This is a genomic window from Ureibacillus massiliensis 4400831 = CIP 108448 = CCUG 49529, from assembly GCF_000772965.1.
In the GTDB taxonomy this organism is placed as follows: domain Bacteria; phylum Bacillota; class Bacilli; order Bacillales_A; family Planococcaceae; genus Ureibacillus; species Ureibacillus massiliensis.
This window is the reverse complement of the sequence record NZ_JPVQ01000003.1, coordinates 72,336-89,639: the sequence shown is the minus strand read 5'-3', so window position 1 is coordinate 89,639 and position 17,304 is coordinate 72,336. Positions and strand designations below refer to the sequence as shown.

16 protein-coding genes and 1 pseudogene are annotated in these 17,304 nt (G+C 35.2%); 11 read left to right on the top strand and 6 right to left on the bottom strand.

Features of this window, described 5'->3' with window-relative positions:
• Positions 1-59: 59 nt before the first annotated feature.
• Positions 60-251: a hypothetical protein gene (locus tag CD30_RS03095; protein WP_036172338.1), complete on the bottom strand. Its 192-nt coding sequence runs from the start codon at positions 249-251 to the stop codon at positions 60-62.
• A gap of 242 nt (positions 252-493) precedes the next feature.
• On the opposite strand from CD30_RS03095, the gene CD30_RS03090 reads away from it, so the two are divergent.
• Together CD30_RS03090 and CD30_RS20025 are read left to right on the top strand one after the other, a co-directional pair.
• Complete coding sequence (locus CD30_RS03090; protein WP_036172336.1) at positions 494-1,879, top strand: amino acid permease; 1,386 nt, start codon at positions 494-496, stop codon at positions 1,877-1,879.
• A gap of 120 nt (positions 1,880-1,999) precedes the next feature.
• The gene (locus CD30_RS20025) at positions 2,000-2,170 is read left to right on the top strand and encodes a hypothetical protein (protein ID WP_156962297.1); all 171 of its coding nucleotides are present in this window, start codon (positions 2,000-2,002) and stop codon (positions 2,168-2,170) included.
• Positions 2,171-2,288: 118 nt separating this feature from the next.
• On the opposite strand, the gene CD30_RS03085 is transcribed toward CD30_RS20025, so the two are convergent.
• Complete coding sequence (locus CD30_RS03085) at positions 2,289-3,134, bottom strand: hypothetical protein (protein WP_036172334.1); 846 nt, start codon at positions 3,132-3,134, stop codon at positions 2,289-2,291.
• Positions 3,135-3,591: 457 nt separating this feature from the next.
• On the opposite strand from CD30_RS03085, the gene CD30_RS20020 reads away from it, so the two are divergent.
• The 4 genes from CD30_RS20020 to pgeF all read left to right on the top strand — a co-directional run bounded on the left by CD30_RS20020 (position 3,592) and on the right by pgeF (position 7,905).
• Complete coding sequence (locus CD30_RS20020) at positions 3,592-3,729, top strand: helix-turn-helix domain-containing protein (protein WP_156962296.1); 138 nt, start codon at positions 3,592-3,594, stop codon at positions 3,727-3,729.
• 395 nt (positions 3,730-4,124) lie between these two features.
• A complete protein-coding gene (locus CD30_RS03075) occupies positions 4,125-5,246 on the top strand; it encodes a M20 metallopeptidase family protein (RefSeq protein WP_036172330.1) in 1,122 nt (373 codons plus the stop codon).
• 152 nt (positions 5,247-5,398) lie between these two features.
• A complete protein-coding gene (nagZ, locus tag CD30_RS03070) occupies positions 5,399-7,084 on the top strand; it encodes a beta-N-acetylhexosaminidase (protein WP_235801994.1) in 1,686 nt (561 codons plus the stop codon).
• A gap of 62 nt (positions 7,085-7,146) precedes the next feature.
• The gene (gene pgeF / locus CD30_RS03065) at positions 7,147-7,905 is read left to right on the top strand and encodes a peptidoglycan editing factor PgeF (protein WP_036172327.1); all 759 of its coding nucleotides are present in this window, start codon (positions 7,147-7,149) and stop codon (positions 7,903-7,905) included.
• 284 nt (positions 7,906-8,189) lie between these two features.
• Here pgeF and CD30_RS03060 read toward each other — a convergent pair whose 3' ends face one another.
• The 4 genes and pseudogenes from CD30_RS03060 to CD30_RS03040 all read right to left on the bottom strand — a co-directional run bounded on the left by CD30_RS03060 (position 8,190) and on the right by CD30_RS03040 (position 12,988).
• Positions 8,190-8,861: an ABC transporter ATP-binding protein gene (locus tag CD30_RS03060; RefSeq protein WP_036172325.1), complete on the bottom strand. Its 672-nt coding sequence runs from the start codon at positions 8,859-8,861 to the stop codon at positions 8,190-8,192.
• Positions 8,854-9,999 (bottom strand): annotated as a pseudogene (locus CD30_RS20500) (ABC transporter permease). Before CD30_RS20500 ends, CD30_RS03060 begins: the two are co-directional and overlap by 8 nt.
• Positions 10,000-11,220 carry an ABC transporter permease gene (locus CD30_RS03045; RefSeq protein ID WP_036172319.1) on the bottom strand — a complete coding sequence of 407 codons (1,221 nt, stop codon included), beginning with the start codon at positions 11,218-11,220 and terminating at the stop codon, positions 10,000-10,002.
• A 19-nt stretch (positions 11,221-11,239) separates the two neighbouring features.
• Positions 11,240-12,988: a DUF6583 family protein gene (locus CD30_RS03040; RefSeq protein WP_036172317.1), complete on the bottom strand. Its 1,749-nt coding sequence runs from the start codon at positions 12,986-12,988 to the stop codon at positions 11,240-11,242.
• A 242-nt stretch (positions 12,989-13,230) separates the two neighbouring features.
• Here CD30_RS03040 and CD30_RS03035 point away from each other — a divergent pair, with 242 nt between their 5' ends.
• From CD30_RS03035 to CD30_RS03020, 5 genes are all read left to right on the top strand, one after another.
• Entirely contained in the window at positions 13,231-14,649 is a 1,419-nt protein-coding gene (locus CD30_RS03035) for a LysM peptidoglycan-binding domain-containing protein (RefSeq protein WP_036172315.1), read from the top strand.
• A 10-nt stretch (positions 14,650-14,659) separates the two neighbouring features.
• Positions 14,660-15,850 (top strand): M14 family metallopeptidase, encoded by a 1,191-nt coding sequence (locus CD30_RS03030; RefSeq protein ID WP_036172313.1) that lies wholly within the window; start codon positions 14,660-14,662, stop codon positions 15,848-15,850.
• Between the two features lie 118 nt (positions 15,851-15,968).
• Positions 15,969-16,625 (top strand): hypothetical protein, encoded by a 657-nt coding sequence (locus CD30_RS03025; RefSeq protein ID WP_036172311.1) that lies wholly within the window; start codon positions 15,969-15,971, stop codon positions 16,623-16,625.
• 116 nt (positions 16,626-16,741) lie between these two features.
• Positions 16,742-16,912, top strand: coding sequence for a YfhD family protein (locus CD30_RS20275; protein ID WP_170215800.1), 171 nt, complete (start codon positions 16,742-16,744; stop codon positions 16,910-16,912).
• A gap of 11 nt (positions 16,913-16,923) precedes the next feature.
• A complete protein-coding gene (locus CD30_RS03020; RefSeq protein ID WP_036172309.1) occupies positions 16,924-17,115 on the top strand; it encodes an H-type small acid-soluble spore protein in 192 nt (63 codons plus the stop codon).
• Positions 17,116-17,304 lie beyond the last annotated feature (189 nt).

Here is a 17,304-nt window from a genome sequence, read left to right as displayed (position 1 = left end):
AACTATTAAAATCCATTAAATCTTTACATAAGTTTAACAATTAGTTTTTTGACTGTTTTTTATTCAGCACTATTTTTTTCTTCAATTAACTTCTTAACTTCTTCCACGACATATTTTGCACCGCTGATCGTACAGTAAATTACTGTGAAAATAAGTGTTAAAATGGATGCTATATAAAAATCCCGTATTAATAGTGAAAGTAAAATTAAAACGATGAGCATTATAAACGTTCCTAAAAATGCATATCCCATCTCAATCCATCCCCTTATGTTTTTGTAATATTTTACCACAACAACCCTTGGAAATGACCGAATATACTATTTAATCAGAATATTACAATTTATATTTTAAAATTAAGGAATTTCTTACCTTTAATTTCCCAAAAAATAAAGAATTACTATATAAATACTGATTTTTCTTAATAAATATTTGACCATAACTAAATTAACAGATAGAATTTTTACATATTTCAAAAAAGAATAGGTGTATTAACTTGAACAATTTATTTCGTAAAAAGGATATTTCACAGTTATTGAATAAAACGAATACTGTGCAATTACCTAAAACGCTTGGTGCATTTGATCTAATTATGCTTGGTGTAGGTGCTATTGTAGGAACGGGTATATTCATTCTCCCCGGAACAGTATCAGCCACTCATTCAGGCCCAGCGATTGTTTTTTCATTTATTATTGCAGCCATTGTTTGTGCACTTGCGGGAATGTGCTATTCTGAGTTTTCCTCATCAGTTCCTGTAACTGGTAGTGCCTATACATATGGGTACATTGTATTTGGTGAAATTGTAGCCTGGTTTGTAGGATGGGCATTAGTCTTAGAATACGGACTAGCATCTGCATCCGTAGCAACCGGATGGTCTTCATACTTCGTCAATCTAGTAGAAGGATTGGGCATTCATATTCCAGCTGCATTAGCCGGACCTTTTGATCCTACAAATGGAACATATATTAACTTACCAGCAATTTTTATTGTTTTAATTATTTCTTTTTTATTAACACTGGGGATGCAGGAATCCACACGAATCAATAAAATAATGGTGTTCGTTAAAGTAGGGGTTATTTTACTATTTATACTCGTAGGTGTTTTTTATGTAGAGCCTGCAAACTGGCAACCCTTTACCCCATTTGGCATTAATGGTGTCTTTACTGGAGCCGCCCTCGTATTCTTTGCGTACTTAGGTTTTGATGCAGTATCTTCTGCAGCTGAGGAAGTTAAGAATCCTCAAAGAAATTTACCTATAGGAATTATCGGTTCTTTATTAATATGTACTTTACTATATGTATTCGTTTCGTTAGTTCTAACAGGTATTGTTTCGTATACAGATCTTAATGTAACGGATCCAGTAAGCTTTGCCATGCAAATTGCAGGACAAAATTGGGTGTCTGGAATTATATCATTAGGTGCGGTCTTTGGTATGATGACCGTTATTCTTGTTATGATTTATGGTGGGACAAGACTTCTTTATGCCCTTGGTCGAGACGGTTTACTACCAAAGGTTATGCAAGAATTAAACCCTAAACATCAAACGCCTGTAAAGAACACTTGGTTTTTCGGCATTTTAATCGCTATATGTGCTGGACTTGTACCATTAGGTAAGCTAGCAGAGTTAGTCAATATGGGGACATTAATTGCCTTTATGGTTGTTTCCATTGGCGTAATTTTCTTACGCAAAAATAAACAAATACCTTCTGATGGATTTAAAGTCCCTTTATATCCAGTCATTCCAATTTTATCGTTTTTAGCTTGTTTATTTTTAATTAGCCAGCTTTCAGTTGATACTTGGATTGCCTGTGGACTATGGTTTATAGTGGGAATGGTCTTCTATTTCTTGTACGGTCGAACTCATAGCACAATGAATGAATAGTATTTTGCCTGAGGCTGGGACAAAAGTAAATTTCGAACAAGTAGACTCAAGAATGAAAATTAATTATTTGCTCATCTCTGGTTGAAACTCATTTCACTATGGAAACTTATGAGTATAAGTATGGAAGAAAGTCAAAAAAGATACTATCAACTTAGGAGGTTAGGTATCCTACACAATGAAGCATGGAAAATGGGAATACCCGTAAGGGTTATTGGAGGATTTCAGGAAGTGAAACTCTACACAAAGCTATTAAAACAAAAACGCTCATCAAATGGGTACAAAAGACCTTAATTATTTGTATGAGCGTAAATACTTAAGTTATTGAACCGCCGTATACATCACCGTACGTACGGTGATGTGAGAGGTCGACTAGCCAATTAATGACTAGTCTCCTACTCGATTAATACAATTAGTATTCAAATGACTCATACCATTGCTTTGTATCGACTCCCACAGCTGGCGCAATGCCTAATCCAGAAGGGAATATGGATACGTTAGGAGAGAACGCTACTTGCTGATGTCCATACTCAAACCTAACATTTGCCTTACCAGATAAAGTCTTCTTAACATAGAAGTATTGAGATACTTGCCCTTGAAGTCTGTGATTAGTGCTAATAGAATCGTACAAGTCAAATGCAGCAGATACACCTGCCGATGGATGAGAATCGGTAGGTGTAGTACTTGTGTAATAAGTAGTAGATGTTCGTGTGTTTGTGTTATAAACCCAATGAGAAGAGTGGTGACCCGTAATTTTACCATTGCTCGTAGTCATATAAGCACCAAGGAAATCAGGAAACCCTATTGTAATCTTATCTGTTATTTTCCAGTAAGGTCTGTTTAACCAATCATAATTAACATACGCATAGAAGGCATCGTAACCAGAAACCGAGCTACTAGATAGGGCTAAAACTTTACCTCTGAAAGTCATATCAGAATCTGAAATTGCAAATACTTCAATCTCTTCTAATGTACTAGAAGTTCCTGCATCAGCCATGTCGAATGTTTCTGTAAATTCACCTATAATTTTTGCTTCTTTTTTCACCAAGTCTTTTGCAACCTCTACAGGTAAATTATCCACTTCTACCTCTGAAAATTTCAAAATGTTGATTAAATATTGTTTCTCATCTTCTGTTAATGGTGAATCCTCTACACTTGAAGCCTCAGCTTTTAAAGAAAATAAACCAAAAAATGACAGGAAGATGAAAAAGATAGAAATTAATATCTTTCTATCCATCATAGAAGAATTAATAGTCATTACCTTTGCACCTCCTATTTTTTAAATATAATATCATTGCGAGGAATTTAATTCCACATGATATACAAAAATGGTATTTTATTACTAATTATAACGTATCTGAATATGGTAAAATTCCTTATATATAATTAGGAGGTGTAAAAATGGAATTTATGTTTCTCTTTTTTTATTTTAGTTGTATATACCTTATGCCGATATATGGACTTGCATTTTGTTTGAGCCTTGTTAGCCTTTTAAAGAAGATAAACAAAGAAAAAAAGGATCTAACAAGAGAAACTTCATTTTTAACTATATCTTTTATACTAATTATTTGGAGTATTAGCGTTGTAGCATCAAGGTAAGAGTTCTTTCACTTCTTGCTAAAATAAAAAAGTAAACCAGGTAGACTGATATGCTCCCAATTAGGTAGACAGATGAAAAAATAATAATTTATCTTACGTAATTGGGGGTATTTTTTATGGGTCATTATAAATATTCAAAAGGATTTATATTACTAGTTATTCAATTATACTTATCTGGTAATTTCTCCATTGGAGATCTTGCACAAAAATTCCAAATTCATAAGAGTGCCTTAAAAGAATGGTACAGAAAATAAGAAGTAATTGGTGAAGCAGTTTTTAATCGTGATCAATTAACAGCGGAACATATAAGGTTTCTTATCAGCAAAAACGTGTTTATCATCATTATCGTAATACAAAAAAATTAAACGGCTTAAGCACAATCGAATTCCGAGCTCGAGCCGCTTAAAAACTTTTTATTATTTCTACTTGACGGGGAGCGGTCCATTTTAAATGGATTGTACTTTTCACTTTATGTCCCACCCTCAGGTCTTTTTATTATGAAATTTAAACAGCCACTCTCTTCTTCTATAACTCACTATGATATAATCATGTTTAATTGTTCGAAATTTCAAAACAGTTAAAATGAAATATCTTTAGTAATACTCAGTAGGAAAACTATTAATATTGTTTTATAAAGGGAGAGAAATGAATGGAAAAGAAAAATTTAGACTTAGCGATTCAATTACGTCACGAGTTGCATGTGCATCCTGAACTTTCTTATCAAGAGGTTTGGACAAAGCAACATTTAATAGATTTCCTTAAATCACATACTTCAAATTTAGACATCGTGGATAAAGGAAAGTATTTTTATGCCATTTACCGTGTCGGTGATGATAGACCGAACATTGCCTTCCGCGCAGATTTTGATGCTCTTCCGATTCCTGAAACCATTGAATTACCTTGGGGCTCACAATTCCCTGGCATTGCCCACAAATGTGGACATGATGGCCATTCAGCGACACTTGCTGGGTTTGCTTTAGAAGTTGATCAAAAAGGCGCAGACAATAATATCTTTTTCCTTTTCCAACATGCCGAAGAAACTGGACAAGGGGCATATGAAGCACAAGAATTTATCGATGACGAAAAAATCGATGAGATTTTCGGATATCATAATATGTCAGGATTACAAGAAGGGGTTGTTGGTGTAATTGATGGTACTGCCCATTGTGCATCTCGAGGAATGTCTATTAAAATGATCGGCTCTCCATCCCATGCAAGTGAGCCTGAAAATGGGATAAACCCTGCATACACAATCTCTAAAGTTATTGATAGTATCCCGCAGTTCACTTCAGCTGAAAATAATGAAGGTTTAGTACTATGTACGATTATCCAAATAGATGTTGGTTCAGAAAACTATGGAATTTCTGCCCACGAAGGAACATTACGAATGACGATTCGCGCAGAGAAAGAAGAAGAATTAAACCAACTTCAACAAAATATTGAAGGGCTTGCAAACAAACTTTGTGAAGAACAAGGTATAAAAGTAAGTTTTACATATCACGATGAATTCCCTGAAACAGTTAATCATAAAGAGAGCTCTGATAAAATTCGTGGAATTTGTAAAGAAAAGAACTTGCCATTATTTGAGCTTTCGAAGGCTTATCGCCCTTCTGAAGATTACGGATATTATTTGAAAAAGACAAAAGGAGCTTATTGTTTTATTGGCAATGGTGAACAATATCCTGCCTTGCACACTTATGAATACGACTTCCGTGATGAAAATATTGAAATTGGTGTAGAGTTATTTAAAGGACTCGCAGGAGTAAAATAGAAATATAAAGATGCTTCTAAAATAGGGGGCATCTTTTTTTATTGACATAGTAGCCTTTTACTTGTTTGTACAAGCTATATGAAGAGAATAATTGTAACGAAATGACGTTATATTCGTCTATCTTTACATAAGGATAGTTTGGGGGTCTTATTTTGAAAAAAGGAATATATCTTATCCTATTACTCGCTATTATCGCAGCGGGAGTATTTATATTTATGAATTTTAATTCTACTAAGCCTAATACAGATAGTAATACTAAGCAGGAACAGGAAATTGAAGCAGGGGGAACTGATAAAGTGGAAACGCCCGAACAGCTTGTTTCTAAAATACTATCACTCTCAAAGGAAGGGAAAATTATAGACTTCCCGTATCAAGCAGGGGTATCAGAGATAGATGAGATCAACGAAGCATTGGGAGAACCAACGATTACGGATGAATCGATTCTCGGAAATTATGTTACTTATTCCAATGACGTTACGGTTGGTTACCAGGACAATCTTTCCTTTGACTTACGCTCATACGATAAACGATTACAACAAATTCATCTCTCCAATATAAAAGAGGTGCAAGGTGAACCAACTGAAACTAAATATTATAAAGATGACACAACCGATCAAATCATACTTATTTATCAGGTGAACTCAACTTATCAGCTAAAATGGATACTTCCAAACCCTACGGAGCTAAATAGTGATCCAGTTGTTCATCATATTTCCATTTATACTAAACCTCCAGTTAGTGCGGAAGTATTAACACTTCTAAAAGGAATGACTCTTGAGGAGAAAATCGGTCAGATGATTTTCGCTGGAGTTGATGGCACTACATTTGACTCACATGCATTAAGTTTAATTCACGATTACAAAGTAGGGGGCATAATTTTTAATAAGAAAAATTTTTCTTCTTCTGAACAAACAATTCAATACTTGAACAAAATTAGATATGAAAATACAAGTAATAAAATCCCTTTATTTTTCGGAGTTGACCAAGAAGGCGGTATTGTTGCGAAATTACCAGGGAATCTCACACCTATTCCAACAAATCTAGAGATAGGAAAAGTAAATAACATTGATTTTTCCAACTCGATTGGGCAATTACTCGGTAAAGAAGTAAAAGCATATGGCTTTAATATGAACTTTGCGCCAGTTCTTGATATCAATAGTAATCCGAACAATCCTGTTATTGGTAATCGCTCCTTTGGAAATAGTGCAGACTTAGTTAGCCGACTTGGTATCGCGACGATGAAGGGAATACAATCCGAAAACATTATAGCAGTTGTAAAGCACTTCCCTGGACATGGGGATACTTCCACCGATTCACATCTGGAATTGCCAAGAGTCAATAAATCTCTTGAAGAATTGCAACAGTTAGAGTTATTACCTTTCCAACAAGCGATAACTGAAGGCGCTGATGTTGTAATGATTGCACATATTTTGTTACCAAACATCGATTCAACCAATCCTTCCTCTATGTCAAAGGTCGTGATATCAGATATATTACGAAATCAGCTTCAATATGATGGGGTAGTTATTACAGATGATATGACAATGGAAGCGATCATCGATAACTTCGATATAGGTGATGCTTCTGTTCAGTCTGTGAAAGCTGGCAGTGATATTGTGATGGTTGCCCATGGTTTCGAAAATGCAGCTGATATATTTGAATCATTGAAAACTGCCGTTGAAAATGGTGAGCTATCTGAAGAACGAATTGATGAAAGCATCATTCGAATTTTACAGCTAAAAGAAAAATATCAGTTGAAGGATGAACAAATCCAAAGCTTTAATATCAATACACTTAATGAGCAAATAAAAGGTGTACTGAATGAATATAATGGATAATTTCAATTGTCTTTTGAAGGACATCTGTCACATAGTTGTATATAGTAAGGATAGGTGATGAGATGAATACAAAAATGTATGTAAACCATGAGAATCTTCTTGCTGGAATTACGTTAAAAGACAAGAAGGAATTTGAATTCAGTAATATGGCACTACACGTTTGCGAAGAGGAAGAACATGTTATTCAAAATCGAACGAAACTAGCTAACCTTCTTCATTGCCGTGTCGAGGATTTTGTTTGTGCCAATCAAACCCATAGTGCAAATGTTCATAAAGTGACGGTAGAAGATAAAGGCAGAGGTGCACTATCTTTAAATACTGCCATTCCAAATACGGATGCTCTTTATACCTATGAACCAAACATTCTCTTATGTACTTTTACTGCAGACTGTGTTCCGGTTATTTTCCAGCATGAAGAAAAAGGACTTATTGGTGTCATTCATTCTGGCTGGCAGGGGACTGTTAAGGAAATAACATTAAAGGTATTTAACAAGTTAATCGAAGAAGAAGGCTGTAATCCTGAAGGCTTCCAAGTAATCCTTGGCCCCGCTTTAAGTCAAGAGAAGTTCGAAGTAGATGAAGATGTTTATATTCGCTTTAGAGACTTAGGCTATGCGGATGAGTTTATGTATTATAAAGAGGAGACCCACAAGTTTCATATTGATAACCAACAAACCGTAAAAAAGCAATGTGAGCTAGCAGGTATTCCTTCTGACAACATTGACATTGATCGCACATGCACGTTTTTAAGTGACGAAGGCTTTTCCTATCGCCAGGACAGAAAAAGTGGTAGGCATTTAAGTTTTATAATGAAGAAATGACAAAGGGCGCTGTCCCAAAAGAAAAAATTTCTTAGAACTACTCAAAGAAAAATGGTATTTTTTTGCTACTAATTATTTTGAAAAGTAGTTGATTGGAGTGGAAGGCGGCGACTCCTGCGGGAGCAAAGAGCAGTGGTGAGACCCCGCAGAGCAAAGCTCGAGGAGGCTCACCGCTCGCCCGCGGAAAGCGTCCGCCTGGAACGGAAATCAACTAACATTTATCAAAAAAGTATAATTTTGAAATAGTGGTCGATTGTAATTTTCCGCTTATTGGACAGCCCTTTTTATAGCTTTTCAACCTTCACACCATTACTTTGAAGAAGATTTATGTAAAATGAATCCTGACCTATTGCATATACTCGGTCACAGAAGGTAATCACTTCATTCATATCATGAGAAGTATATAAAATGATTTTCCCTTGCTCTTTTGCTAAACGAACTAAATATTTCCCTATTTCATTTTTAGACTTCATATCAATACCCACTGTCGGCTCGTCCAAAAGGATTAGCGATGGATCATTTAGTAAACTTATAGCAATATTTAATTTACGCATCATCCCACCTGATAAATCCTTTACTTTTTCCTTCCAGCTGGATAGCTGCATATCTAAACATAACTGCCGACATTCTTCCTTTGTGTGCCTTTTCCAAGATAATTTTTCGAAGAATAGCATATTCTGTTCAACGGTAAATTCTTCCCAAACCGATATTTCTTGTGGGACATATCCAATCATTTTTCGAATATCATCTAATTTTTTACTATATTCAACATTATTTAATTCAATAGCACCTTTTGTTGGCTTTGTAATCGTTGCTAAAATTGTTAATAGGGTTGATTTCCCCGCACCATTTTCGCCTACTAAACCGACTACTTCCCCACGTTGAATTTGGAAGGAGACTTGCTCAAGTATTTTCCTTTTCCCATAGTTTTTGTCTAATTCAACCACATTAAGCATTACGTTTTTCTCCTTTCCCAAACCATACTAATAGCATCACTAAAAGAAAACACAACCAGAAAGAAGGGATTTCTCCTATAATCAGACTATGAACTGGGCTAATGTTTTTTGCCCAATGCCAGTTTTCAATTACTCCTTCAATTGGCAATATCCCGCCGCCTAACAAGATAAGAATAAGGGTCATTCCAATTGAGCTAACATAGTATTGAAGCTGCTTTCTAAATAGCTGTGCGAATAAAAAGGCTAAAAGGTTTACAACAATCCTAAAAAAGAAGATGGATAGTATGGTTGAAATATTTAGAGATTCCTGTAATACGGCACTTATTAAAATAAGCCCAATTGCGTCTATACTAAGTAAAAGTACTGTGTAAACAATTAAATTGTACATGGCGTATTTTTTAAAGGAATAGGAAGTAAAAATCCATCTCATCTGAATTTCTTTTCTTTTTTCTTTTAATACCCAGTCAAATAGAAAGAAGGTTGAAATCATCATACAAAATGCCCATATTCCCCATATTTGAAAGAGCATTGGTGTAGTAGTATCTACAATATTTGTGCCTGTCGTATCTTCATCATAATAATTAAAGCTTGTTTGAAGCAGTTGCTGAGATTGTTGTTTTTCTTTACTAGCCTGAACAACTTCCTTTCAATTCCACTCCTCATCCATTCCATATTGTTCAAAAAGCTTTTTTACTTCATAAGCAGCTTTTGACCGAGAAACTTCATCTTGCGCAGTAGCTTTTATCAATTCAACTACTGCGAAGTAGGCAATGGATCTGTTTGAAGAATAGGCTTTAATAAGTCGTTTATTTTGCCCATCTTTCACCATCTCCTCGTAATCTTTAGCGAGAATAAATACGCTATCAAGCTCATGCTTTTCTAATTGATTTAATGCCTCTTTCTCATCTAATAGCTTCACATTTAGGTAGGGGACCTTTTGAACATTCTCTATAAAATGATTTGTTAGCCCTGTCTTTTGCTCCACAACAATAGCGATAGGCACCTTCGTATCCTGACTCCATGAGCCAACCAATTGAACGGTGAAAATCGTTAAGGCAACGGGAAGCATCAACCAGAATAATAAGGATTTCCATTCTTTTTTCCATCTCAAAAATCTTGTAAACAGTACCCCTTTCATCTAAGTCCACCTCTTTTTCACAACGGTTGATGCCCATAAGACTACTAGCCCCATGATTGCCTTTATATATAAACTAGCAAACTCTGCATAGTTTCTTTCTTCCAATACAATATCGACCATCCAACTAAACACTTCATTTGAGAATATTAAAGGTAAAAACTGTTGTATCGACATCGGTAAATAAATCGATGGAAAAATCGAACCGCTTGTAATCATAACGATTAATAAAAATAGAATTTGCAGCAATAGTGAGAGTTTCATCGACTTTATCCAAACTTCGATTATAGTAAGTCCCACTACTAGTAAAAGACCATATAAAAAGACATATTGGAAAATTCTCAAATAATCGATTCCATAAAGCTGTATATCTAACACTCTCATTAATATAGTAAAGGAGATCATTGCGAGTAATATGCTACAAATCATTGAAACAATTATTCTCGAAATACTATACTGCCAAGGTGTTACACCAAAAAGATGGAGACGATGAAGAATGGCTGGATGCTCTTCTCTTTTTAATAATTCATAAAATCCAAAGAACCAAATTGAAATGGCAATAAACCAACCTGATAGTGCAAAATAGTTTGCTGGGGAGGAAGTTGCAATGTTTGTAATTACTTCTTCTTTTACTAACTGATCTTTCGCTAGAGTGAATAGTGTAAATTCAATAAATGCATTATAACGATATGTTTGGAAATCTGAATCTGACATTTCCGTTTTTCTTGCATAATCGTATACGGTTAAAATATTGGCTTGTGCCGACTCTATGTATTTTGTTAAACTTTCGACTAATTCTTTTACAATGTAGCTTTCTGATGGACGCTTTGAATTACCTACAATTGGAACTGTTAATGGAGCACCTTGATACATACTATCTGTAAATGTCTTAGGCAATTTTATATAAGCTACAATTTGATTTTCTTCTATTTTCTTTAGCGCTTCTTCTTGGGGCATTACGATTAATTCAATATATCCATCTTGGGAAAAGCTTGTTTGAAGAAAGCTTCGAATCATTCTTGTCTCTTCTGTATCATCTTCATCTACTATCGCAACATTGATAGAAGAATCTGATGTTGGGGATATGAAAGTGACGATTATAAAGGCAACGATTGATACTAAAAAAACTGGAAATACAAAAAGCAGAAGAAGTGATTTCCACTTCTTCTGTAATTGTTTCCCATATAATTGGATAAAAAACAAAATTCTATTTATACTCTTCAAGGTGTATTCACCCATTCATTTAGAAAATTCCTAGTTCAAAATAAAGACTCATAAACCAACCTTGTGCATCTTGCATGAACTCGTTCATGATATAATCTTCTATCTCGCCTGAGCTCATAGCTCCTATATCTACAATATTATCAGTTGGAATTTCAACATTCTTTATTAATGAAGCTGTTTCGTCCATAGAAAATTCAATATTAAAATCATAAGAACTAACACCAAGTCTGTGCTCTCCTGTCACAGAATCACCTTGGTAGTTGGTCTCACCATTCCAGAATAATTCAAATCCTTCTTCATATTCATCTTGATAGTTTACAGTACGATCAAATTGACGTTCTCCACCATTAACTGTTTCTTCACTTACATACTCAAAACGTTCATAATCATCAAAGAATGAAATAACATCGTTTATTTTACCGTTTTCGTAAGAAAGATCTCCTGTGAAATTAAAATATTCCACTTCACCATCACCAAATGAGTAATCCCATTGTTGAGTATTTTCGGCAAATAGACGGCTGCCTTCCATCACAAAGTCACCCAGATCTAATTTACTTTGAACAACAGCATCCGAGCTAATCCAAACTGTATATTGAAGTTTATTATCTTGAGTCTCGATATCTTTAAGTTCGGCAATTAACTCATCGATTCCTTCTTCTAGATCAAAGTCATAGTCTTCTTCAAGTGTACCAACTGCCCCTGTAATATTCTCTAACGTTTCAATCACAATTTCTTTAAATTTAGGGTCATTTTTTGCTTTTTCTAGTACACCTAAAAGGATATCGATGAACTGTTCATCATTAATTTCCATTGTAATTTTATCTGTATTTAAAGATTGACCAAACACATTAATTTGTTCTTGTGACTCCGTGAATGATTCATCAGGAATCGAATTATATAAATACAATAAGTATTCCGTTAGTAAATATTTTTTATTTTCTTCTGAAAGGAAGCTATTTTTACCCATCCAATCAGAAAGTCCTAGATTTTCAGACCCTACATAAGATGGATCCATCGAGCGCATGAAATTACCAAAATCCTCATCTTTTACTTGCAATACATCGTCCGTGAACGGAAATGCAAGCATAAACGCTTGTGGTGTTATATAGCCAGAGATGTCGTCAATTGTTACACCTTGTACATCTGCACCAACATCCATTTTCATTAATTGGTTATTTGGATCCATTTGAATACCTAAATTAATCGTTGAACCATTTACGATTTCTGCAAACATCATTTCTTCATAGCTATAAAAATCACCATCTACGGATGCACTAATTTCATAATCATATTCAGACGGTGTAGTCTCTGTTTTCTTAGCCCATTCAAGCTCTGGCTGATATCTGCTTTCAAAGGCTTTATTTACTTGAGCCCAAGAATTAATTTCAGCTAATAGCATTTTATCCTTCGTGGACTTTTGCATATTAAAGAATGCAAATGCTCCTCCAGCTACCAGCAATAGAGCAAATGCGATTGACACGATCGTCACTGGTATCGTTTTTGATTTTGGCTTTTTTTGTTTAGGTGGTAAAACGGGATCTTGATTGGAGTTACCGAATTGGTTTTGATTTGAATTGTTAAATTGACCTTGGTGCGGATGTTGGTTTTGGTTGCCAAATCCCCCTTGGTTAGCGTATTGGTTTGAATTTGATCCTGCATTTTGATTTGGATGACCGAATTGTCCATGATTGGTTGTGTCATTTGAATTTCCATTCGGAGTTTGATCCGGCCTGTCATTTTGATTTGGATATTGATTATCCTCGTTCATTTTAATCCTCCTTAATATTATCACTAGTATATTAAACTAGTTATTTTCAAATATAATCCTATAAAAATTTCCACCAATATGGAATAATGGTCAATTAATAGAAATTATATATCTCTTCTAAGTTTAGTATATGATTTCACAAGAATACATAGGGAATTTTTACATATTTCGAACCTTTTTAATACTATTGCCTTTTTTAACATATATTGCATTATCAAACATGATATTAGGAGGCTCTTTACGTGTTAATCCATGTTGTGAAGAGGGGCGAGACTCTTTGGCAGCTTGCTCGTCAGTACAATGTTAGTGTCAATACTATCCAACAAATTAACCAGTTACCGGATCCGAACATCCTACTTTTAGGCCAATCTATTGTGATTCCAGTAGCAGGTACTCTTCATACGATTCAGCCAGGTGAGTCCATTTCATCGATTTCAAGGCAATATGGTGTTTCAATAAATGCTATTTTACAAGCAAATCAAATCATCAATCCAAATCTTCTGTACCCTGGAAATACACTTTTTATTCCCCCATTAATCCATGTCGTCCAACCGGGACAAAACCTACTACAAATCGCAAATATTTATGGTACTACTGTTGATGCCATCATTAGAGAAAATCAAATACAAAACCCAAATGTTATTTATGCAGGTAGCAGGTTAATCATTCCAAAAAGAAAGCCCGTTGTTGAAGTTAATGCCTATTCGTATCAAAAGGATGAGGATGCCGCTAGCTCTTTAAAGGAAATAGGTCATTTACTAACGTATTTCAGTCCGTTCGCATATATGATTAAAGAAGACGGAACATTAGAACCTTTTGATGACGAGCTAATGTTAAATGCTGCTGTTTCAAGAAATGCAGTGCCTATGTTAGCTATAACAAACCTTTCTGCCACTAGTAACGGCACCAATTTAGCTCATGCTGTTTTATCAAGTCCAGAACTTAGGGAAACACTTATTACAAATGTTCTTCAAGTAATGGAGACAAAAGGTTACAAAGGCGTTAATATCGACTTTGAGTATGTTGAGCCTCGTGATCGTGAAAATTATAATCAATTTTTACAATTAGCTGTCGATCGGTTACATGAACGAGGCTATTTTGTTTCAACAGCATTAGCCCCTAAAACAAGCGGCGCACAGGAAGGTCTACTCTATACCGCGCATGACTATGAAGCTCATGGTCGGATTGCAGATTTTGTTGTATTAATGACCTACGAATGGGGCTGGAGAGGTGCATCCCCTCAAGCTATTTCTCCAATAAATCAAATGAGAAGAGTTGTTGAGTATGCACTATCCGTTATGCCGGCTAATAAAATTTTTCTTGGCTTTCAAATTTACGCAAGGGATTGGAAAATTCCGCATGTAGAAGGGGCCGTCGCAGAAACATTTAGTCCTCAAGAGGCAATAAGACGAGCAACTCAATATAATGCTGTTATTCAATACGATACTGTCGCTCAATCACCATTTTTCCGTTATACAGAAACAAACGGTCAGGGACATGAAGTGTGGTTTGAAGATGCCCGAAGCGCTCAAGCAAAATTTGATATGGTAAAACAGTATAATTTACGTGGTATTAGCTATTGGGCTTTAGGCTACCCATTCCCACAAAATTGGGCATTATTAAATGATAACTTTACTATTCAAAAATTAAACAATAGTTAGGAGGAATGAAGTGGACGTTTACGTGAGAAGAGGGGATTCGTTTTGGTATTATAGCCAAGTATTTGGCTTACCTCTTCAATTAATCATTGATTCAAACCGAAACGTCAACCCTCAAAGCTTTATAATTGGTCAAACAATCCGTATACCAGGATTTATTACTATAAACTACCAAGTTAGACCCGGTGATAGTTTATGGTTAATTGCGAGAAGGCTGAACCTTCCAATCGATTCACTCTTTCTTGTTAACCCTAATTTAAATCCAAATAATCTCCCAATTGGTCAAACAATCCAACTTCCACAAAGGGTTACATGGAGAGTCGTGAACGGCATACAAAATTATGATTACAATATTTTGATAAACGACCTGCAAAATTTAGTAACGATTTATCCTTTCATTCAATCAGCTTCCATTGGTAACACTGTTCTTGGGCGCAATATTCCTGAAGTATTAATCGGGAACGGTTCAAAGCGTGTTCATTATAATAGTTCATTTCACGCAAACGAATGGATCACTACATCAGTTATTATGACCTTCATAAATGATTTCCTTCTATCCTTAACAAATCAAAATTCAATTCGCGGTTTAAGTACTTACCCACTTTATCAGCAAGCAATGTTATCAGTAGTTCCCATGGTGAATCCAGATGGTGTTAACCTCGTCATCAATGGACCTTCTGAGGCTGAACCTTATAGAAGTAGAGTAATAGAATGGAACAGTGGAAGCATGGACTTTTCTAATTGGAAGGCAAATATAAATGGTGTGGATTTAAATGACCAATTTCCTGCGCGATGGGAAGATGAAAGAGAGAGAAATCCAAAAACTCCAGGACCGAGAGATTATGGTGGTGAGGCGCCATTAACTGAGCCTGAGGCAATTGCGATGGCCGATTTAACAAGAAGGAGAGACTTTACAAGAGTTTTAGCTTTCCACACACAAGGTGAGGTTATTTATTGGGGTTATGAAAACATGGAGCCACCGGAATCTGAGACAATCGTTAATGAATTTAGTAGAGTAAGTGGCTATACACCTGAAAGAACAATAGAAAGCTGGGCAGGATATAAAGATTGGTTTATTCAGGATTGGCGAAGACCTGGCTTTACAGTCGAACTGGGGACAGGAGTCAATCCATTACCTTTAAGTCAATTTAATGAAATTTATGAAGAGACTTTAGGTATTTTCCTTGCAGGCTTGTATATGTAAAACAAAATTTTACAAATCCTGTAACCTTTTATTAAGTGTGTGAATATACTGTTTCCGTATGCATTTTTTATTTAAAATAAACTTCCAGTATACGATAATACTGGGGAAATGGAGACTTATGAAAAAACTTCTATTTTCTCTTTCTGTCCTATCCCTTGCTTTCTTATTAGTGGGATGTAATTTATTCCCTTTTGGACAACAAGGAACTGACCCAGGGAACAATCATAACGTTCCGCAACAGGAAACAAACAATGATCCCGAGCCTGAACCAAATAATAATCCTGTGCCAGATAATACAAATAACCCCGGCACAAATAACCCAAATCCACCACAAATCACTAATCCACCAAATAATGGCCAAGAAGACTTAGCTGTTGCATTTCAAGCTTATATAGATGAAATTCGTTTACTCGCACCAGAAGAAACAAGAATAATTGATGTATATGGTAGTGTATCAGGTGAAAATTATGTCAACGATGCAATTATGTATGATGCCTTATACTATGATGTGGTGCCGTCTTATACAGAATTTGTGAAAAACTTAGAAAGCATCCAACCAAGTAATCCAGAAATCGTAAATCTACACAACCTATATGTTGAAGGTGCAAACATTCAACTAGGTGCGTTTACTGTGATGATATCTGCATTGGAGGAGCAAAGCTACGAATTGGTTGATTTAGCGAACCAAGGATTAGCAGAATCCAGAACACTTATTAGTCAATGGCAGAGTCAAGTGCAGAAGATTTCTAGTCAAACTGGTGTCTCTTTAAATTAAAAATATCATTATGCAAACTTCTTTTATAGGGGTTTGCATTTTTTATTGCTTGAAATGTGATAAAAAATGCCTTAACAGCCATATTAAAAATGATTTCAACTGAAAGGAGAATTCGCATGGGTCGAGACGATAGTCAAGGTAAAAGTAATAATACAAATTCATTGCCCCAAACACCTAAGAATCTAAAGATTGCACCTGACAAAGTGCATGAAGAATTTGCCCAAGAATTAGATGAGCTAGACCTATTAGTTAAAAAATCAAAAAAGAATTCAAAAAAAGATAAATAGGAGGCCTAGCAATGGATTATCAACGAGCACAACAAATCGTAACTTCCCCAAAAGAATATGAAGTTAGTTACAACGGTGTTTCTGTTTGGATCGATAAGCTGCATGAAGACGGAAAAACTGCAACAGTCCATTTACGTCGTTCCTTAGAAGAAAAATCAGAAGTAACCATTGATGAATTAAAAGAAGAGTACTTAGTTCAATAATCTCTTTCCCCACAGACCTTATATGTTCTGTGGGTTTTTTATTTTTTAATCTGTTTCATCTTTGTATTCACCATTGCATAAACTGACTCACGATTAAGGAGTACTACTAAATTTATGACGAATTTAATCCTATTAGATGAATATTTATAGAAAAATTTGAAAATAATGGTTTTATACTTAAAGCGAAAA